The sequence below is a fragment of the Bacillus sp. EB106-04-02-XG92 genome (assembly GCF_058791995.1).
This window is the reverse complement of record NZ_JBYTEA010000001.1, coordinates 445,205-466,388: the sequence shown is the minus strand read 5'-3', so window position 1 is coordinate 466,388 and position 21,184 is coordinate 445,205. Positions and strand designations below refer to the sequence as shown.

18 protein-coding genes are annotated in these 21,184 nt (G+C 36.7%); 16 read left to right on the top strand and 2 right to left on the bottom strand.

Features of this window, described 5'->3' with window-relative positions; all coding sequences use genetic code 11:
* Positions 1-3: 3 nt before the first annotated feature.
* From AC3WVA_RS02390 to AC3WVA_RS02365, 6 genes are all read left to right on the top strand, one after another.
* Positions 4-843: a TlyA family RNA methyltransferase gene (locus AC3WVA_RS02390; protein WP_048531053.1), complete on the top strand. Its 840-nt coding sequence runs from the start codon at positions 4-6 to the stop codon at positions 841-843.
* A 142-nt stretch (positions 844-985) separates the two neighbouring features.
* Entirely contained in the window at positions 986-1,435 is a 450-nt protein-coding gene (gene argR / locus AC3WVA_RS02385) for an arginine repressor ArgR (RefSeq protein WP_001032581.1), read from the top strand.
* 267 nt (positions 1,436-1,702) lie between these two features.
* Positions 1,703-3,442 (top strand): DNA repair protein RecN, encoded by a 1,740-nt coding sequence (gene recN, locus AC3WVA_RS02380; protein WP_048531051.1) that lies wholly within the window; start codon positions 1,703-1,705, stop codon positions 3,440-3,442.
* 118 nt (positions 3,443-3,560) lie between these two features.
* Positions 3,561-4,859, top strand: coding sequence for a SpoIVB peptidase (gene spoIVB / locus AC3WVA_RS02375; RefSeq protein WP_048531049.1), 1,299 nt, complete (start codon positions 3,561-3,563; stop codon positions 4,857-4,859).
* A gap of 287 nt (positions 4,860-5,146) precedes the next feature.
* Complete coding sequence (spo0A, locus tag AC3WVA_RS02370) at positions 5,147-5,941, top strand: sporulation transcription factor Spo0A (RefSeq protein ID WP_033686380.1); 795 nt, start codon at positions 5,147-5,149, stop codon at positions 5,939-5,941.
* A gap of 287 nt (positions 5,942-6,228) precedes the next feature.
* The gene (locus tag AC3WVA_RS02365) at positions 6,229-7,755 is read left to right on the top strand and encodes a glycosyltransferase family protein (protein ID WP_492321770.1); all 1,527 of its coding nucleotides are present in this window, start codon (positions 6,229-6,231) and stop codon (positions 7,753-7,755) included.
* A 188-nt stretch (positions 7,756-7,943) separates the two neighbouring features.
* Here the strand turns inward: AC3WVA_RS02365 and AC3WVA_RS02360 are convergent, their stop codons facing one another.
* The gene (locus tag AC3WVA_RS02360; protein WP_001247671.1) at positions 7,944-8,090 is read right to left on the bottom strand and encodes a YycC family protein; all 147 of its coding nucleotides are present in this window, start codon (positions 8,088-8,090) and stop codon (positions 7,944-7,946) included.
* A 50-nt stretch (positions 8,091-8,140) separates the two neighbouring features.
* Between AC3WVA_RS02360 and AC3WVA_RS02355 the strand changes: the two genes are divergently transcribed.
* Positions 8,141-8,869 carry a glycerophosphodiester phosphodiesterase gene (locus AC3WVA_RS02355; protein WP_048531043.1) on the top strand — a complete coding sequence of 243 codons (729 nt, stop codon included), beginning with the start codon at positions 8,141-8,143 and terminating at the stop codon, positions 8,867-8,869.
* Positions 8,870-8,918: 49 nt separating this feature from the next.
* Here the strand turns inward: AC3WVA_RS02355 and AC3WVA_RS02350 are convergent, their stop codons facing one another.
* Positions 8,919-9,152, bottom strand: a complete 234-nt coding sequence (locus tag AC3WVA_RS02350) for a DUF2627 domain-containing protein (RefSeq protein ID WP_001190188.1) — start codon at positions 9,150-9,152, stop codon at positions 8,919-8,921.
* Positions 9,153-9,288: 136 nt separating this feature from the next.
* On the opposite strand from AC3WVA_RS02350, the gene AC3WVA_RS02345 reads away from it, so the two are divergent.
* The 9 genes from AC3WVA_RS02345 to AC3WVA_RS02305 all read left to right on the top strand — a co-directional run bounded on the left by AC3WVA_RS02345 (position 9,289) and on the right by AC3WVA_RS02305 (position 21,085).
* The gene (locus tag AC3WVA_RS02345) at positions 9,289-11,361 is read left to right on the top strand and encodes a sigma-54 interaction domain-containing protein (RefSeq protein ID WP_071757304.1); all 2,073 of its coding nucleotides are present in this window, start codon (positions 9,289-9,291) and stop codon (positions 11,359-11,361) included.
* Between the two features lie 195 nt (positions 11,362-11,556).
* A complete protein-coding gene (gene yqiS, locus AC3WVA_RS02340) occupies positions 11,557-12,456 on the top strand; it encodes a phosphate butyryltransferase (RefSeq protein ID WP_098519982.1) in 900 nt (299 codons plus the stop codon).
* 34 nt (positions 12,457-12,490) lie between these two features.
* Positions 12,491-13,591 (top strand): leucine dehydrogenase, encoded by a 1,101-nt coding sequence (locus AC3WVA_RS02335; protein ID WP_000171363.1) that lies wholly within the window; start codon positions 12,491-12,493, stop codon positions 13,589-13,591.
* Positions 13,592-13,678: 87 nt separating this feature from the next.
* Positions 13,679-14,782 (top strand): butyrate kinase, encoded by a 1,104-nt coding sequence (gene buk, locus AC3WVA_RS02330; RefSeq protein ID WP_492321769.1) that lies wholly within the window; start codon positions 13,679-13,681, stop codon positions 14,780-14,782.
* A gap of 4 nt (positions 14,783-14,786) precedes the next feature.
* A complete protein-coding gene (lpdA, locus tag AC3WVA_RS02325; RefSeq protein ID WP_001051296.1) occupies positions 14,787-16,208 on the top strand; it encodes a dihydrolipoyl dehydrogenase in 1,422 nt (473 codons plus the stop codon).
* Between the two features lie 27 nt (positions 16,209-16,235).
* On the top strand, positions 16,236-17,237 hold the full coding sequence (gene bfmBAA / locus AC3WVA_RS02320; RefSeq protein WP_000852551.1) for a 3-methyl-2-oxobutanoate dehydrogenase subunit alpha: 1,002 nt from the start codon (positions 16,236-16,238) through the stop codon (positions 17,235-17,237).
* 13 nt (positions 17,238-17,250) lie between these two features.
* Positions 17,251-18,234, top strand: a complete 984-nt coding sequence (bfmBAB, locus tag AC3WVA_RS02315) for a 3-methyl-2-oxobutanoate dehydrogenase subunit beta (RefSeq protein ID WP_000290071.1) — start codon at positions 17,251-17,253, stop codon at positions 18,232-18,234.
* Between the two features lie 15 nt (positions 18,235-18,249).
* Positions 18,250-19,566, top strand: coding sequence for a dihydrolipoamide acetyltransferase family protein (locus AC3WVA_RS02310; protein ID WP_098519980.1), 1,317 nt, complete (start codon positions 18,250-18,252; stop codon positions 19,564-19,566).
* 340 nt (positions 19,567-19,906) lie between these two features.
* Entirely contained in the window at positions 19,907-21,085 is a 1,179-nt protein-coding gene (locus tag AC3WVA_RS02305) for an FtsW/RodA/SpoVE family cell cycle protein (RefSeq protein WP_048531028.1), read from the top strand.
* The last annotated feature ends 99 nt before the right edge of the window (positions 21,086-21,184 follow it).

Sequence of the window (21,184 nt, the reverse complement as noted above, 5' to 3'; positions counted from 1 at the left end):
CAAATGAGTGCAAAAAAAGAAAGAGTAGATGTACTATTAGTAGAGCGAGGGCTTATAGAAACACGTGAGAAAGCAAAACGCGCCATTATGGCCGGACTTGTATATGCAAACGAAATGAGACTGGATAAGCCAGGAGAGAAAATCCCACAAGATACAGTGATTACGGTGAAGGGACAAGTTATGCCGTATGTAAGCCGTGGTGGTTATAAACTTGAAAAGGCATTAGAGTCATTTCATCTGAATTTACAAGATAAAGTTATGATAGATATTGGTTCATCAACTGGTGGCTTTACCGATTGTGCGCTTCAAAATGGAGCGAAATTATCTTATGCATTAGATGTAGGATACAATCAACTTGCGTGGAAATTGCGTCAAGATGAGCGTGTTGTCGTAATGGAACGAACAAACTTCCGTTACGTAACGCCAGCAGATTTAGAACGTGGTTTACCGCAATTTGCTAGTATCGATGTGTCATTTATATCATTAAAGCTTATACTGCCGGTTTTAAAAACAATGCTTATGCCAAATGGAGATGTAGCAGCGTTAATTAAACCGCAGTTTGAAGCTGGAAGAGAGCAAGTTGGTAGAAAAGGTATCGTTCGTGATCGAAAAGTACATGAGGCTGTCGTGGAAATGATTGTCGACTTTGCTATAAAAGAAGGATACGACGTAGAAGGTTTAACATTCTCACCAATTACGGGCGGGGATGGTAATATTGAATTTTTAATTCATCTGAAATGGCATGGTGAACGCGAGAATGGCGAAAATCATTCTCCGGTTTCTGTTGAGCAAGTAGTTACAGAGGCGCATGATGTCCTAAAACAAAAAGGGAAAGGGGAATAACATACGTTGTTCCTCTTTTTGTTGTAATTGTATAATGATTGTAAAAACAATTGTGTACAAGTAACGAATTATAAGTTAACATAAATAAGTGAAGTATACCAATGTTTAAACTATGGTAAGAGATAGTGTGAGGTGCAAATGTATGAATAAAGGTCAGCGCCATATTAAAATCAGGGAAATTATTGCGAACAAAGAAATTGAAACACAAGATGAATTAGTTGATATTTTACGTAATGAGGGATTTAATGTAACGCAAGCAACAGTATCGCGCGATATTAAAGAACTGCACTTAGTGAAAGTACCATTACATGATGGGCGCTATAAATATAGCTTGCCAGCAGATCAACGATTTAACCCGTTACAAAAATTAAAACGCAATCTAGTGGATTCATTTGTAAAATTAGACACGGCAGGACATATGCTTGTGCTAAAAACATTGCCTGGTAACGCTCATTCACTTGGGGCACTTATTGATCATTTAGAGTGGGATGAGATCATCGGAACCATCTGTGGTGATGATACTTGCTTAATTATTTGCCGCACACCTGAAGATACAGGTGTTGTCTCTGATCGTTTCTTAAATATGCTGTAACAAAAAAATCTTGTTTGCTTTCCTCTGTAAAGTGGAAAGTGAACAGGATATTTTTATTGGTTAAAAACATGAATTCTTAATTGTAATATAATATTTTCTTTGAATAAAATTAGGAAATAGGTGGATTGACCCGTAAAACAAATGTTTGGTACAATGGAGCGGTTAGAAAAGTAATTTATACATACAAACATATAGTATGACTATTTGAATAAAGAACTGAGAAAAGCCCTGAATAGGGGATTAGTTTATAACGAGGTGAATGGGGCATTGTTATCGGAATTATCGATTAGAAACTTTGCTATTATTGAGGCATTAAATATTTCTTTTCAAAAAGGATTAACGGTTTTAAGTGGGGAAACAGGAGCTGGAAAATCGATTATTATTGATGCGATTAGTTTACTTGTAGGTGGTCGTGGTTCAGCGGAATTCGTTCGATACGGAACAGAAAAAGCTGAGATAGAGGGACTATTTTATGTAGAAGATGATAAGCATCCGTGCATTGAAAAGGCAGAAGAATTGGACATAGAAATCGAAGACGGCATGATTATTTTGAAGCGTGATATCGCTGCAAATGGAAAAAGCGTATGTCGTGTAAATGGGAAATTAGTCACCCTTAGTATATTAAAAGAAATTGGAAAAACACTTGTTGATATTCATGGGCAGCACGAAACGCAAGACTTAATGAATGAAGAGCGTCACTTATTTATGCTTGATCATTTTGATGGAGATCGTATTGTTAAACAATTGGATATATATCAAAACGTATACGCTGATTATGAGAAGTTAAAAAAACAGTTAAAATCGTTAAGTGAAAATGAACAACAAATGGCGCATCGCTTAGATTTAATTCAATTCCAGCATGAAGAAATCCGTAAGGCGGATTTAAAGATGGATGAAGAAAATGAATTAACTGAAGAACGATTGCAAATTTCTAATTTCGAAAAAATTTATAAAGCATTAGGCGATGCATATCGATCGTTAAGCGCGGACGGACAAGGATTAGATAATGTAAGAAGCGCAATGGGACAAATGGAAAGTATTACACATTTAGATGAAGTGTATCAAGAAAATCATGATTCAATTGCAAATAGCTATTACTTATTAGAAGAAGTTGCGTATCAACTAAGAGAAAAGCTCGATATGATGGAATATGATCCGAATCGTTTAGATGAAATCGAAACGCGTTTAAATGAAATTCGTATGCTAAAGAGAAAATATGGAAATACTGTAGAAGAGATTTTAGCGTATGCTGATAAAATTGAACAAGAAATTTTTACGATTGAAAATAAAGACGTTCATATTGAAACGACGAAGAAGCAGTTAAAGGAATTAGAAAGTGTTATTCTGAAAGAAGCAACGTTGTTAAGTAATATGCGTCATGAACTTGCAGAGCATCTTACAAATGCCATTCATCAGGAATTAAAAGAATTATATATGGAAAAAACAAAATTTGAAGTGAGAATTATGAAGAGAGAAGGAAATGTGGAAGAGCCTCTTGTGGAGGGAGCACCGGTAAGACTTACAGCGGATGGCTACGATCATGTGGAATTTTATATTTCAACCAATCCAGGCGAACCGTTAAAACCACTTTCAAAGGTCGCTTCTGGCGGAGAGTTATCTCGTATTATTTTAGCTTTAAAAAGCATTTTTTCTAAGCATCAAGGTGTTGCATCAGTTATTTTTGATGAGGTGGATACTGGTGTAAGTGGCCGCGTCGCACAGGCTATTGCGGAAAAAATTTATCGAGTATCAGTAAACTCACAAGTGCTTTGTATTACGCACTTACCTCAAGTCGCTTCAATGGCGGATTCACATTTATTTATTCGAAAACAAGTAGCGAATGATCGAACAATTACGTCAGTTACTGTTTTAACTATGGAGGATAAAGTAACAGAAATAGCTCGAATGATTTCTGGTGTGGAAATTACAGATTTAACGACAGAACATGCGAAAGAATTACTTACGCAAGCGCATCATTTTAAACAGACAGCAGAGGCTATCCAGTAATGGATAGCTTTTTTTCTCAAAAAATGATTTCTTAATTCTTCCGGTTATAAATAAAGCACTGCAAGGAGAGATTAAAAAGTGAAGCCAAGAGGCTGAATGTGGGGTAGGAGCGAGGAGAGTGAACAAATTGAAATTAGAAAGATTTCGCAAAATAATAGGTATTTTTCTCCTTGTTTCTTTAGTTTTTATAGGGTGTTTTAAACCGCTTAGGACATTTATTTCGTCCCCGAAGCAACTTGTTGTTTTTGAAGGGCAACAATCAGAAATAGCTTCATTACCAGTGTTTCAAGCTTCATCTACAGATCGTCATGTGTTTACAGTAAGTTCAAATGAACAAAAACAAGGACTTATGGTAAATTCTCATCAAAATGGTGAAGCGGATATGGTGTTTCAACTTGCTGGTTTTCCAGTAAAAAAAGTAAATGTGAAAGTATTAAAAGATTTCAAAGTTATTCCAGGTGGACAATCAATTGGTGTGAAGTTAAACACAAAAGGAGTACTTGTTGTAGGCCATCATTTAATTCAAACTGAAAAAGGGAAAGTATCTCCTGGTGAAACGGCTGGTGTGCAAATTGGGGATATGATTACTGAAATTAATGGGAAAACAATTGAAAGAATGAGTGATGTAGCGCCATTTATTCATAATAGTGGTGAAACAGGTGAACCGCTTAATCTTGTTTTGTTAAGAGATGGAAAATATATTCGCACGAAGTTAACACCACAAAAAGACAGTGGAGAATCGTCTTATCGTATTGGTTTATATATTCGTGATTCGGCAGCTGGAATCGGAACAATGACATTTGTTCATCCGGATTCTATGAAATATGGAGCGCTTGGTCATGTCATTTCTGATAACGATACGAAAAAACCAATTCAAGTCGAAGATGGACAAATTATGCGCTCGACAGTTACATCAATTGAAAGAGGTAGTCATGGGAATCCAGGAGAGAAATTAGCGAGATTCTCACCAGATCGTGAAGTGATTGGCAATATTACAATAAATAGTCCATTTGGTATTTTTGGCAAATTGAATACAAATATGACAAATGGCGTAATGGATAAAGCAATGCCTATTGCACTATCTCATCAAGTAAAAGAGGGACCTGCAAAAATATTAACAGTCATTGATCAAGATAAAGTGGAATCGTTTGATATTGAAGTTGTTAGTACAGTACCGCAAAAGTTTCCGGCGACAAAGGGCATGGTAATAAAGGTAACAGATAAACGTTTATTAGCAAAAACGGGTGGTATCGTACAAGGGATGAGCGGAAGTCCGATTGTACAAAACGGGAAAGTAATTGGTGCTGTTACACATGTATTTGTAAATGATCCAACATCAGGATATGGTGTCCATATTGAATGGATGTTACATGAGGCTGGAATTAACATTTATGAACAAGAAAGAAAAGCGAGCTAATTAATAATTAGCTCGTTTTTCTGTTGAAAAATTCGTTGAAATTTTGTAAAAGCTCCGCAAGAGGTGTTTTTTGTTGTAAAATAAAAGGAAAGGGTTGAACGTTTCGTTGTATTTCTATGATGGAATGTGTTGCGAAAGGGAATAAATGAACGATAAACATATTTTTTTGTGATTTTATCGGAAAGTAACAAACTTTAAAAGGGAATTTTCACACAATTGTCGAACAATTCATGTAGCCTAGAAGGATACACATGTCGGAGAATCGATTCGGTAAGGGAGGAAAAGCTGTGGAGAAAATTAAAGTATGTCTTGTGGATGATAATAAAGAATTAGTATCAATGCTAGAGAGTTATGTTGCTGCTCAAGATGATATGGAAGTAATCGGTACTGCTTATAATGGTCAAGAGTGTTTAAATTTATTAAAAGACAAGCAGCCGGATGTACTTGTTTTAGACATTATTATGCCACATTTAGATGGTTTAGCTGTATTAGAGAAAATGCGACATATTGAAAGGCTAAGACAGCCTAGCGTAATTATGTTGACAGCATTTGGACAAGAAGATGTGACGAAAAAAGCAGTTGACTTAGGTGCTTCATATTTCATATTAAAGCCATTTGATATGGAGAATTTAACGAGTCATATTCGTCAAGTAAGCGGTAAAGCGAACGCTACTATTAAACGTCCACTTCCATCTTTCCGTTCAGCAACGACAATAGATGGAAAGCCGAAAAACTTAGATGCAAGCATTACGAGTATCATTCATGAAATTGGTGTGCCTGCTCATATTAAAGGGTATATGTACTTAAGGGAAGCGATCTCTATGGTGTACAACGATATCGAATTACTTGGATCTATTACGAAAGTATTGTATCCAGATATTGCAAAGAAATATAATACAACAGCAAGCCGTGTTGAGCGAGCAATCCGTCATGCGATTGAAGTAGCATGGAGTCGTGGGAATATTGATTCTATTTCGTCTTTATTCGGTTATACAGTATCTATGTCAAAAGCAAAACCTACGAACTCCGAGTTCATTGCAATGGTTGCGGATAAGCTTAGACTTGAACATAAGGCTAGCTGAGAGTGAATATAGTAAGGAATTTAAGTTTTAGTAAAGCTTAATAATTCTTGAAATTGATACTCGATATTAAATTTAAAACCAATGAACTTTTTATTTAATGACCAATGAATGTTAGAATTCGTTGGTCTTTTTATTTGCTTTGATTTAAGGAGTTTGAAGGAATACATATTTATATTGAAAAATGCAGTGAAAATAAGGATATGTACAGGAAACACGTGGGTTTGACATCATACTATCTATAACGTATCATTGTTTTGAGAAAGATAGAGATATAGGAGAATGGATGAATGGCTTTTAAGAAAATAGTGAACCGAGCATACCCAATCATTGTTATGACGGTGTTTTTATCTATATTTTCAATGATAGTAAGTAAATTTTTTATTCCGAAAACAATTTTGATGAGTGGTGAATTTCCTTATCCAACTGAGGAGTATACTCCTGAAAAAATTGGTGCTGTTATAGCGGCAACGTTGCTTTTATTTGCGCTCTTCTTTATGTATTATAAGTGGGTTATTTATAAAATGAAAAGAACGCGCACAAATATTATGATTACTTTAGGTAGTATAATCATTTTGCTGATGGAAATATTTATTACTTCCATAGCATTTAACCCTGTTATAGGAGATTATGCCATCCTTAAACAAGGAATTGTCTCTGTGTTTAATGGAGATAATCAATTTTTAGAAATGGGACAGCTTCTATTTTATCCGTATAATACACATATCGTATTATTAGGAGGGTATTTTGCTAAATTGGTAGGAAGTGTAGATTTAGCGATGAAAATATTACCAATAGCCTGTATAACAGGTAGTATTATTTTAAATGTATTGATTGTAAGGAAAATTACAAACTTTAAAGTTGCTCACATATCGATCGTGTTATCTGTGCTAAACATTTTTATATATTGGCAGGCACCAGTTTTCTATACGCATACACTAGTAATATTTTTTATTTCAGCAACGATGTATACATATTTGTGCTTGAAAACGGCGGAAACAAAAAGAATGAAGATTATTTTATGGATTTTATTAGGGGTTTTCGCGGCTTGTACTTATATTATAAGACCAACAGCATTAGCTGTAGCTTTAGCAATTTTAATTGAAAATATTTTGAAGTTTCGTAAGGCGTATTCTGTAAAGGTTTTAAGTAGTGTTTTATTTTGTTTAATCCTTATTGTAAGTTTTAAAGGTATAACGGCAAAGTTAAATCTCAGTACCGATAATGAAATTGAAAAAATCCCATTCACTCATTGGGTGAAAATGGGACTGAACAAAGATACGTATGGTGTGTGGAATCAGGCAGATGCAGATTATATTGATGATGAAAATATAAAGAATACGAAGGATTTGAATGAAAACAATAAAGAAGTTATAGTGCAGCGTTTCAGTGAACTTGGTGTAACGGGTTATGTGCAACATTTAAATGAAAAAATAACTAGAGAATGGGTATCAAGTCAGTTCTCCATGTACCGTATTGGACAATGGTTTGAGCAGAAGGATGACACGATAACGAAGTATGTATCGGACTATAGTACAACGAATTATGAAGTCGTTACTATATATTCGTATGTTATCAAATTATTCGTTTATGTAGCTGTTCTGGCGGCTATTATTCTTTATAAAAAGAAAGATGAAAATGAATCGGAAGTTATACGAATTGCGATGATTAGTACATTAGGAGTATTTACTTTCTTGTTACTATGGGAAACAGCTCCTCATTATACGTATGAAGCATTTGCATTTATGAATATTCCAGCTTCTTTAGGGTTGTATAAATTGTTCATGATTTTTAACAAAGAAAAGAAAAATGCATAATTTGAGTAATTGAAACAAGTAGTAAGAAACCCCTTCTTTTATTAAAAGAAGGGGTTTCATTTAATTGAATATAAATGTTTTGGGAAAAGATTACATGGAATCATAGTATATCCGTTAAAGAATTTTAGCAGGGAAGTCATCCATGATATAATAGAAAATAATAAAAAGTCCTGCAAAACAGGACTGTATTATTCTTCGTCTTTATTTTGTTTTTCTAATTCAACTAACTTTTGAATTAAAATGTGCTGCGGCATATGCATAAGTTGTTCAAGTGGAACACCTAATGCTTTTGATAGGCGGACTGCAGTGTCTGGAGAAATTTGTAATGGTCTCATAGAAGTACCTCCTTTTTCGTATAGTATAGCATAAGATTGGGGGAGTGAGGATGACTCTTATATTTGCACATCGTGGTGCAGCAGGAACATACCCAGAAAATACGATGATTTCATTTGAAGCAGCGGAATCTTTTAGAGCAGATGGGATTGAACTTGATGTTCAATTAACGAAAGATGGAAAAGTTGTTGTCATCCATGATGAAACAGTGGACCGGACAACAAATGGAAAAGGTGCGGTTCGAAATTATGTATACGAGGATTTATGTAAATTAGATGCGAGCTACAAATTTGGTGATAAAGTAGGGTTTTGTAAAATACCTCTTTTAGAAGAAGTATTACAATGGATTGAAAAAACAGAGTTGCTACTTAATATTGAACTTAAAAATAATAAAATTCCATACAGAGGCTTAGAGGAAGAAGTTATAACGCTTGTACGTAAATTTAATTTAGAAGATCGTGTTATATTTTCTTCATTTAATCACTACAGTATGAAAAGGTGTCATATGATGGCTCCTGATATTCAAACAGCGATTTTATATCGCGAAGGTTTGCATAGTCCGTGGGCATATGCGAAAAAAATGGGCGCTACAGCAGTACACCCTAATTATCGTTATCTTCAAGATGCTATTGCTGAACTAACGATGGAAAGTGATGTAGAGGTTCGCCCCTATACCATTAATGAAGAAACACTTATGCTGAAATATTTTGATATGAATATTTCAGCAATTATTACTGATTACCCTGAAACGGCACGAACGTTATTGCCAATAAAAAAATGAGACCGCGTGTAACGGTCTCATTTTTTTATTGATAAATAGAGGGGATTTCCTATCTTCTAAAGCGAGCTTGTACTTTATTTCGTTTACGGTCTCGGTGTAAGACGAAACCACCAAAAATATAAAACCCGAGCCCGAAGCAGAGAGCGCCAATTAAAAATTGTAACCATAGTATAGAGAGTGGAGGAAATAGAATCCCGAATACAGTATCTCTCATTAACTTAATGCCAAACACAGCTAATGAAATAGGGATGAGTGCTAATAATAGAGCGAGGTAACGCTGCATATAAACTCTCCTTTTCAGATTATTTCGTTTATTTTAATGATGTTATATGAAAAGGGGGTTTGTCAAGAGGGGGCTGAACGAGTAAGATAAGGGTGTGAAAAATTTTGCAGAGATACTTCGAGAGGAAGTGTAATATATGAGACAAAAAGTTTTAATTGTTGGTGCAGGTGAAGGTGGTAGTACATTGCTGAATCTGTTACAAAGTTCGAATATATTTCAAATTATAGGGATTATTGATATAAATCCGATAGCAAAAGGATTACAAATGGCTAAAGAATACGGGATTACAATTGGAGAGAGTGTAACACCATTTCTTTCTATGCACATTGATGTAATGTTTGATATGACAGGTGACTCTGATTTACATAAAGATTTATTAAAGAAAAAGCATAAAGATACTCTTCTTATACCAGGTGATATTGCGAAAATTGTTACGAGATTAGCACATGAGAAGGAAGATTTAATTGGAAAGTTAGAAGAACAAACGCAACAAGGTGATTTAATTTTAAATTCTACGCATGACGGTATGATTGTAATCGATCGAGATGGACAAGTTCGTCTATTTAATAAAAGTGCAGAGCGTATTATCGGGTATAAAAAAGAAGATGCGGTAGGGAAATATATTTTAGAAGTCATTCCGACGAGTAAGTTGCTTCGTATTATACGAACGAAACAAATAGAAGTGAATTATGAACTGACATTAGAGAATGAAAAGAAAATTATTACAACCCGTATTCCGATATTAAAAGAGGGAGGAGAAGTACAAGGGGCATTTGCGATTTTTAAAGATATAACAGAGGTTGTAGATCTTGCGGAAGAAGTTACAGATTTAAAAGAGATTCAAACGTTACTTGAGGCGATTATCAACTCGTCTGAGGAAGCCATTTCGGTCGTGGATGAAAAAGGACGAGGATTAGTAATTAACCCTGCGTATACGAAATTAACAGGTTTAACAGAAGAGGATATTATTGGGAAACCAGCTACAACTGATATTGTAGAAGGTGAAAGTATGCATATGAAAGTACTTCGAACGCGTAGGGCGGTACGAGGAATACATATGAAGATTGGACAAAAAAAGCGGGATGTAATTGTAAACGTAGCACCGGTCATTGTGGATGGAATATTAAAAGGTAGCGTCGGTGTAATTCGTGACGTATCAGAAATTCAAAAGTTAACAAATGAATTGAATCGAGCAAGGCAAATTATTCGAACGTTAGAAGCGAAGTATTCTTTTGATGACATTGTCGGAAATTCAGATGAAACAACGGCCGCTATTGAACAGGCGAAACTTGGCGCGAATACACCAGCAACAGTATTGCTACGCGGAGAATCTGGAACGGGTAAAGAATTGTTTGCACATGCTATCCATAATGGAAGTAACCGAAAATATAATAAGTTCGTTCGTGTAAACTGTGCAGCTATTTCGGAGACGTTGTTAGAAAGTGAATTATTCGGCTATGAGGAAGGTGCATTTTCTGGTGCGAAAAGAGGCGGAAAACGTGGATTCTTTGAGGAAGCGAATAACGGTAGTATCTTTTTAGATGAAATAGGAGAATTGTCTGCAAATACACAAGCGAAACTCCTTCGTGTGTTGCAAGAAAAAGAGATTGTAAAAGTAGGTGGAACGAAAGCAATCCCTATTAATGTCCGAGTAATTGCAGCAACGCACGTGAATTTAGAAAAGGCTATTCTAGAAGGAGAGTTTAGGGAGGATTTATATTATCGATTAAATAAAATTCCAATTCAAATCCCGTCTCTGCGTCAGCGTAAAGAGGACATACCATCAATTGCAGAAAGATTAATTCAAAAAATTAATCAAGATTATGGCCGAAATATAGAGGGACTCACTAATTCAGCTATTTCGTATTTACAATCATATGAATGGCCAGGGAATGTGAGGGAACTTGAAAATATTTTGGGGAGAGCTATTATCTTTATGAATTATAACGAGACCTATATCGATGTACACCATTTACCACCATTACATAACGAAGAGCAGGTGGAATCAAAGCAAGCTCATTTATTGCCAGAGTTAGAAGAAAAGCCACTTGAACATTTAGTGACGGAGTTTGAAGGGAATATCATTCATGAATATTTAGAGCGGTTTGGCGGAAATAAAACACAAACGGCAAGAGCGTTAGGAATTTCGGTTCGAAATTTATATTACAAGCTAGAAAAGTATGAGTGTGCAAAAAATAGCATGCAATAAATTGCGTACCGTGCAATTTATTGCATGGTATACAAATTACGACAAAACAAGACAGAATCTTTTGTTATTTTCCAAAGTATTGATTTTACTGCATTTTGAATGCGTTTTCATTATTGGTAAGACCACTTTTAAAAGTTGGCACGGTATTTGCTTTATAAAAAGACGAGGGACGACGGAAAGGGTTGATTACAAAATATGAAGTTAGAACACTTAATTGATCAAGCAGCAGGACAGCCTAAAAAAACTGTGGCTGTAGCAATAGCTGAAGATCATGAAGTAATTGAAGCTGTAGCAAAAGCAATTACATTACAGCTAGCTCAATTTCGTCTATATGGAAATCAAGAAAAAATAATGGGGATGCTACAAGAACATAGCTTACAAACTTCAGAACATATTGAAGTAATTGCAGCACAGTCAAGTGCTGAGGCTGCAGAACTTTCTGTGAAAGCTGTAAGAAATGGCGAAGCAGATGTGCTTATGAAGGGGAACATCCCAACAGCAAATATTTTGAAAGCTGTATTAAATAAAGAGTGGGGACTTCGTAAAGGTAGCGTACTTTCACACGTTGCAGCATTTGAAGTTCCGAATTACGATCGTCTCATTTTTGTTACGGATGCAGCGATGAACATTGCACCTGATGTAACACAGAAAGCTGCTATTATACAGAATACTGTAGAAGTTGCCCAGGCAATAGGAATTGATTCGCCAAAGGTAGCACCAATTGCAGCGGTAGAGGTTGTGAATCCTGCGATGCAAGCAACAATTGATGCAGCGATGTTAACTCAAATGAATCGCCGCGGACAAATTAAAAATTGTGTCGTTGATGGACCACTTGCTTTAGATAATGCAGTATCACAAATTGCAGCAGAACATAAAGGCATAGTAAGTGATGTAGCAGGTAAGGCAGACATTTTACTCGTCCCAACGATTGAAGCTGGAAATGTGCTATATAAATCACTCGTCTACTTTGCTGATGCAAAAGTAGGAGCAATGATTGCTGGCGCAAAAGCACCGATTGTTTTAACATCTCGTGCTGATTCAGCAGAAACAAAAGTATATTCATTAGCATTGGCAGTTGCGACTGCTTCAAAATAAACCAAATAGGGTAAAACATTAGGGGGAAACGACAATGACATTAGAAATCTTCGAATACTTAGAAAAATATGATTATGAGCAAGTAGTATTTTGTCAAGATAAAGAATCTGGTTTAAAAGCAATCATTGCAATTCATGATACAACACTTGGACCAGCTCTTGGTGGAACAAGAATGTGGACATATGATTCTGAAGAAGCGGCGATTGAAGATGCATTGCGTCTTGCAAAAGGGATGACATACAAAAACGCAGCTGCTGGTTTAAACCTAGGTGGTGCGAAAACAGTAATTATCGGTGATCCACGTAAAGATAAGAGCGAAGCGATGTTCCGTGCGTTAGGACGTTACATTCAAGGACTAAACGGACGTTACATTACAGCTGAAGATGTTGGTACAACAGTAGATGATATGGATATTATCCATGAAGAAACTGACTTTGTAACAGGTATTTCACCATCATTCGGTTCTTCTGGTAACCCATCTCCAGTAACTGCATACGGTGTGTATCGTGGTATGAAAGCTGCTGCGAAAGAAGCTTTCGGTACTGATAATTTAGAAGGAAAAGTAATTTCTGTTCAAGGTGTTGGTAACGTAGCATATCACCTATGCAAACATTTACACGCTGAAGGAGCAAAACTAATCGTTACAGATATTAATAAAGAAGCTGTACAACGTGCAGTAGAAGAATTCGGTGCAACAGCAGTTGAGCCAAATGAAATTTACGGTGTTGAATGTGATATTTACGCACCATGTGCATTAGGCGCAACAGTTAATGACGAAACTATTCCACAACTTAAAGCAAAAGTAATCGCAGGTTCTGCAAATAACCAATTAAAAGAAGATCGTCACGGCGACATCATTCATGAAATGGGTATTGTATACGCACCAGACTATGTAATTAATGCAGGTGGCGTAATTAACGTAGCAGACGAGTTATATGGATACAATAGAGAACGTGCATTAAAACGCGTTGAGTCAATTTATGACACAATTGCAAAAGTAATCGAAATTTCAAAACGCGATGGCATTGCAACTTATGTAGCAGCAGATCGTTTAGCTGAAGAGCGCATTGCAAGCTTGAAAAACTCTCGTAGCACATACTTACGCAACGGTCACGACATTATTAGCCGTCGCTAATCATTCATATATTACTTTTACAAAAGGTGTGGTTACCTCTTATGAGGTTTCCACCTCCTTTTGAATTTATAAGTGGAGGTAGCAACAGTGTCTTTAAATCGAATTCTTGTTATTAATCCGGGTAGTACATCCACAAAAATTGGTGTTTTTGATAATGAAAGACCTGTTCTAGAAGAAACGATTCGTCATGACGTAGAACAGATTGGAAAATATAAGCGAATTATCGACCAATATGAGTTTCGAAAAGAAACGATTTTAGAAGTTCTACATTCTCACGGTATTAACATTTCAAAATTAAACGCTGTTTGTGGACGCGGGGGATTACTTCGTCCAATCGAAGGCGGTACGTATACAGTAAACGATGCGATGTTAGAAGATTTAAAAAATGGATTTAGCGGTCATCACGCTTCAAACCTTGGGGGCATTTTAGCTTATGAAATTGCTTCTGGATTAAACATTCATGCATTCATTGTGGATCCTGTCGTTGTAGATGAGATGGAGCCGGTTGCTCGTATAAGTGGTATTGCTGGTATGGAACGTAAAAGTATCTTCCATGCATTAAATCAAAAAGCAGTTGCTCGTAAAGTAGCTAAACAGTTAAATCACAAATACAAGGATTTAAATTTATTAGTTACACATATGGGTGGCGGTATTACAGTTGGTGCCCATAAAAAAGGAAGAGTAATCGATGTGAATAATGGTTTAAACGGAGAAGGACCATTTAGTCCAGAGCGTGCTGGCACAGTACCAGTAGGGCAATTAGTAGAAATGTGTTTCTCTGGCGAGTATTACCGTGATGAAATGATTAAAAAACTTGTCGGACAAGGTGGACTTGTAAGTTTAATCGGTACAAATGATGCGATTAAAGTAGAGCAGATGGTTGAAAAAGGTGATCCTGAAGCAACTCTTATTTATAAAGCAATGGCTTATCAAGTTGCAAAAGAAATTGGCGGAGCTAGCGCTGTACTTCACGGGAAAATCGATGCAATCGTATTAACTGGTGGACTTGCTTACAGTAAAATTCTTGTTGATGAAATTAAAGAACGAGTGGACTGGATTGCAGATGTTATCGTACATCCAGGCGAAGATGAGTTAGAAGCGTTAGCAGAAGGAGCACTTCGTGTATTACGTGAAGAAGAAGCTCCAAAAGAATACGTTGTACGTGAAAAAGAAACGGTAGCTAGGGGTTGAGATAATGGCAAAAGAATATGATTTAGTCATCGTTGGCGGCGGTACTGGTGGATATGTTGCTGCAATTCGTGCATCACAACTAGGGTTAAAAACTGCACTAGTCGAAAAAGAAAATCTTGGTGGTACTTGTTTACACAAAGGATGTATTCCTAGTAAAGCCCTTTTACGTAGTGCGGAAGTATACGCAACTGCTAAAAAAAGCGAAGAGTTCGGGGTTATTGCAAGTAATGTAGAACTAAACTTTGCGAAAGTACAAGAGCGTAAAGAGAAGATTGTAACGCAACTTCATAAAGGTGTTCAACACTTAATGAAACAAGGTAAAATTGATGTGTTTGAAGGTATTGGCCGTATTCTTGGTCCATCTATTTTCTCTCCGATGCCAGGGACAATTTCAGTTGAACTTGCAAGTGGAGAAGAGAATGAAATGTTAATTCCAAAAAATGTGCTTGTTGCAACAGGTTCTCGTCCGAATTCATTACCAGGTTTAGAATTAGACGGAGAGTACGTAATGTCTTCCGATCATGCTCTAAAAATGGAAACGCTTCCTAGCTCGATTATTATCGTAGGTGGCGGTGTAATCGGTATTGAGTGGGCATCTATGCTTGCTGACTTCGGTGTAGAAGTTACAGTATTAGAGTATGCGAAAACGATACTACCACTAGAAGATCAAGACGTTTCAAAAGAGATGCAACGTCTATTCAAGAAAAAAGGTATTAAAGTGGTAACTGGTGCAAAAGTATTACCAGAAACATTGGTAAAAGATAATGGAGTAACAATTCAAGCTGAACATAACGGTGAGAATAAAGAATTTAAAGCAGAAAAAATGCTTGTATCTGTAGGACGACAAGCCAATACGCAAAATATTGGTTTAGAGAATACGGATATCGTTGTGGAAAAAGGATACATTCAAACAAATGAGTTTTATCAAACGAAAGAATCTCATATTTACGCAATCGGTGATGTAATCGGTGGTTTACAGCTTGCTCACGTTGCTTCTCATGAAGGAATTGTTGCAGTAGAACATATTGCTGGTAAAGAAGTTACACCAATTGATTATTCTATGGTATCAAAATGTGTATATAGCAGTCCGGAAGTTGCTTCTGTCGGTTTAACGGAACAAGAAGCGAAAGAAAAAGGCTATAAGTTAAAAGTAGGGAAGTTCTCATTCCGTGCAATCGGAAAAGCACTTGTATACGGCGAATCAGATGGTTTCGTAAAACTTGTAGTTGATGAAGAAACAAATGACATTCTCGGTGTTCATATGATTGGACCACATGTAACAGATATGATTTCTGAAGCTGGTCTTGCAAGAGTACTTGATGCAACACCTTGGGAAGTAGCACATACAATTCATCCGCATCCATCATTATCTGAGGCGATTGGTGAAGCAGCGTTAGCTGTAGATGGAAAAGCGTTACACGCATAAAAATGTGGATTTAGGAGGTTATGAAAAATGGCAGAAGTAAAAGAAAAGCGCCATGAAGAGCTTGGCTTAAGTGATGAGCAAGTATTAGAAATGTTCCGTACGATGTTACTTGCACGTAAAATTGACGAACGTATGTGGTTATTAAACCGCGCTGGTAAAATTCCATTCGTAATTTCTTGTCAAGGACAAGAGGCTGCGCAAGTTGGAGCAGCATTCGCTCTTGATAGAGAGAAAGATTATGCATTACCGTACTACCGTGATATGGGTGTTGTACTAGCGTTTGGTATGACAGCTAAAGAACTTATGTTGTCTGCTTTCGCGAAAGCTGGAGATCCAAACTCTGGTGGTCGTCAAATGCCTGGTCACTTCGGTCAAAAGAAAAATCGTATTGTGACAGGATCATCTCCAGTAACAACGCAAGTACCACATGCAGTTGGTATTGCATTAGCTGGAAAAATGGAAAAGAAAGATTTAGTAACGTTTGTTACATTCGGGGAAGGCTCTTCTAACCAAGGTGATTTCCATGAAGGTGCAAACTTTGCTGGCGTACACAAACTACCTGTTATTTTCATGTGTGAAAATAACAAATACGCAATCTCTATTCCAGTTGAAAAACAATTAGCATGTAAAAATGTATCAGACCGTGCAATTGGTTACGGTATGCCTGGATATACAATAGACGGAAATGATCCGCTTGCAGTATATAAAGCTGTAAAAGAAGCGGCAGACCGCGGCCGTCGTGGTGAAGGCCCAACTTTAATTGAAACAGTATCATATCGTTTAACAGCACATTCTAGTGACGACGATGATCGTGTTTATCGTGATAAAGAAGAAGTAGAAGAAGCGAAGAAAAAAGATTCAATTATAACATTTGCTGCTTATTTAAAAGAAGCTGGCGTGTTAACTGAGGAATCTGAAAAACAAATGTTAGACGAAATTATGCATATCGTAAATGAAGCAACAGAATATGCAGAAAATGCTCCGTATGCAGCACCTGAAGATGCATTGAAGCACGTATACGCAGAATAGGGGGGAACGTTTCATGGCTGTAATGTCTTATATTGATGCTATTACATTAGCAATGCGCGAAGAAATGGAACGCGATGAGAAAGTATTCGTTTTAGGTGAAGATGTTGGTAAAAAAGGTGGCGTATTTAAAGCGACACACGGTTTATATGATCAGTTTGGTGAAGATCGTGCGCTTGATGCACCACTTGCAGAATCTGCAATTGCTGGGGTAGCAATTGGTGCGGCAATGTATGGTATGCGTCCAATCGCTGAAATGCAGTTTGCTGATTTCATCATGCCAGCAGTAAACCAAATTGTTTCTGAAGCAGCAAAAATTCGTTATCGTTCTAATAACGATTGGACTTGTCCAGTTACAATTCGTGCGCCATTTGGCGGAGGTGTTCACGGTGCATTGTATCATTCACAATCTGTGGAAGCGATGTTTGCAAACCAACCTGGTTTAAAAATCGTTATCCCTTCTACACCATATGATGCAAAGGGCTTACTAAAAGCTGCAATTCGTGATGAAGATCCAGTATTATTCTTTGAGCATAAACGTGCATATCGCTTAATTAAGGGTGAAGTGCCAGAAGATGATTACGTATTACCAATCGGAAAAGCAGATGTAAAACGTGAAGGTGATGATATTACTGTTATCACATACGGATTATGTGTTCATTTTGCTCTTCAAGCAGCTGAAAAGTTAGCACAAGATGGCATTTCTGCACACATTCTTGATTTACGTACTGTATATCCATTAGATAAAGAAGCAATCATTGAAGCTGCTTCTAAAACAGGTAAAGTTCTTCTTGTAACAGAAGACAATAAAGAAGGAAGTATTATGAGTGAAGTGGCAGCGATTATTGCTGAAAACTGTCTGTTTGATTTAGATGCGCCAATCGCACGTCTTGCAGGTCCAGACGTTCCAGCAATGCCTTATGCTCCAACAATGGAAAAATTCTTCATGGTAAATCCAGATAAAGTTGAAAAAGCAATGCGTGAACTTGCGGAATTTTAATCGGGGGGACTATACATGGCTGTAGAAAATATTATAATGCCTCAGCTCGGGGAGAGCGTTACAGAGGGTACAATTAGTAAATGGCTTGTTAATGTTGGCGATCACGTAAATAAGTATGATCCGCTTGCAGAAGTAATGACTGATAAAGTAAATGCTGAAGTACCATCTTCTTTCACTGGTATTGTGAAAGAGTTAATCGCTGGTGAAGGTGATACGTTAGCTGTAGGTGAAGTAGTTTGTGTGATTCAAGTAGAAGGCGCAGATGAAGTAGCAGCAACAGCTGTTGAAGAAAAAACAAAAGAAGAACCAAAGGCAGAAGTAGCTACACCTGAAAAAGCACCGAAAGCAAAACAACCAACTGATGGAAAACCTCGTTTTTCACCAGCTGTGTTAAAACTTGCGGGTGAGCATAACGTTGATTTAGATCTAGTGGAAGGTACGGGAGCAAATGGCCGTATCACTCGTAAAGATATTTTAAAGCTAGTGGAATCTGGAAACATTCCGCAAGCAGGTGCGAAGAAAGAGGAAGCGGTAGCAGCAGTAGTAGAAGCGCGTCCGGAAGCACCAAAAGCAGCACCAGTAGCACAAAAAGTAGAAGCTGCGAAATCAGTTTCTGTACCAACAATGCCTGGCGATATCGAAATTCCAGTAACAGGTGTACGTAAAGCAATCGCAGCGAACATGTTACGTAGCAAACACGAAGCACCGCACGCTTGGATGATGATTGAAGTAGATGTGACAAACCTTGTGTCATACCGTAATTCAATTAAAGGTGATTTCAAAAAGCGTGAAGGCTTTAACTTAACGTTCTTTGCTTTCTTCGTAAAAGCAGTAGCACAAGCGTTAAAAGAGTATCCTCAAATTAATTCAATGTGGGCCGGCGATAAAATCGTTCAGAAGAAAGATATTAACCTTTCTATCGCTGTTGCAACAGAGGACGAATTATTTGTACCAGTAATTAAACACGCAGACGAGAAGACAATTAAAGGCATCGCTCGTGAAATTACAGAACTTGCAGGAAAAGTACGTACGAAATCGTTAAAAGCGGACGAAATGCAAGGCGGAACATTTACAATTAATAACACAGGATCATTCGGTTCTGTTCAATCTATGGGTATTATTAATTACCCACAAGCGGCTATTTTACAAGTTGAATCAATTGTAAAACGTCCAGTAATTATGGATAATGGTATGTTCGGTGCTCGTGACATGGTTAACTTATGTTTATCACTTGATCACCGTGTACTAGATGGCTTAATTTGTGGTAAGTTCTTAGGACGTGTAAAAGAAATTTTAGAAAATACGTCAGAAAATAATACATCTGTATACTAGTAAAAAGCTCGCTTATGCGGGCTTTTTATCATCTTATTTCTTCATTTTCATCCTTCTATATGTACATCACTTTTCCCAGCAATCTTACAATGAACGAGTATGTATTAGGAATTTACGAAAATACATTGCTGATATATGGTATATAGATATAAAATAAGAAAAGAATAATTTTTTTGGCAAATCTTACTGATGAAACTGTAGTATAATATATTGTATTGTATGAAAAAGAGAGTTATTCTATATAAGTGTTTTATAGATAATGTGTAATCAGTCGTCAAAACATGAAGAATGTTGACTCCTGGTTTTTTATTTTGCTGTAACAATGTTTCAGGAGGATGTCATGAAAAGAAGTACCGAGTTTTTAAAAAGTTTAGATGTAAAATTAATATTAATTTTGTTTGCATTATGTGTTACGAGTATAGCTGCTATATATAGCAGTCAGCAAACTGGCCAATATGGAGAGGCAAACTTTGCGATGAAACAGGGTTTGAACTACATAATTGGGGTCGTATTGTTATTGCTTGTTGCAAGCATTGACTTAGATCAATTACAAAAATTGTCTTGGCCACTTTATATCGTTGGATTTGCGTCACTTATTCTTTTGAAAATACTACCGGTTTCCACTTTCACACCTGAAAAATTAGGTGCAAAAAGATGGTTTGTATTTCCGTTAGTTGGCCAAATTCAACCATCGGAGTTTTTCAAAATTTCATTGCTTCTCGTAGTAGCAAGTATAGCAGTGAAACATAATGCGCAGTATATGGCAAGGACATTCCAAACGGACTTAAAATTAGTAGGTAAAATTGTGCTAGTATCCCTCCCACCTATGGCCGTTGTATATAGCCAACCAGATACAGGGATGGTGTTCTTATACGCTGCTGCAATAGCATGTATTTTATTTATGTCAGGTATTCAGAAGAAATTGATAGCGTTATGTACAGTTATTCCGGTGACCGTATTATCTACGTTAATATTTATTTACGTAAGGTATGAGGATTTCTTCTTTAATAATTTAGTTACGTTACTAAAACCTCACCAACAATCACGTATTGTAGGTTGGTTAAATCCATTTGAAAATGCAGATCAAGGTTATCAAACACAGCAATCGATTTTAGCTGTAGGTAGTGGTGGTATGGAAGGGAAAGGGTTTGGCGAAGGGAACGTCTATATCCCTGAGAAGCATACTGACTTTATTTTCGCTACAATTGCCGAAGAAGGTGGATTTATCGTAGCCGCGTTAGTTGTATTCTTGTTCCTATTACTACTATATCGAACAATTATTATCGGTTATTCTGCTGATAATTTATTCGGTACATTATTATGTGCTGGAGCAATTGGAATATTAACGGTTCAAATATTCCAAAACATCGGTATGATCGTTGGATTAATGCCTGTAAAAGGGATTGCATTACCTTTCTTATCGTATGGGGGAAGTTCCTTATTCTCAAATATGATTATGATGGGTCTCATATTATCGGTACGGAAAACGTATAAAAAGTATATGTTTTCTGTTAAGTAAAAAAGCTGGTTCGTGTAAATACGAACCAGCTTTTTTACATATATGCTCTTAAACGTTGCAAACTAAAACAAAGTAGCAGTTTGAGACGGGTAAGGAGTG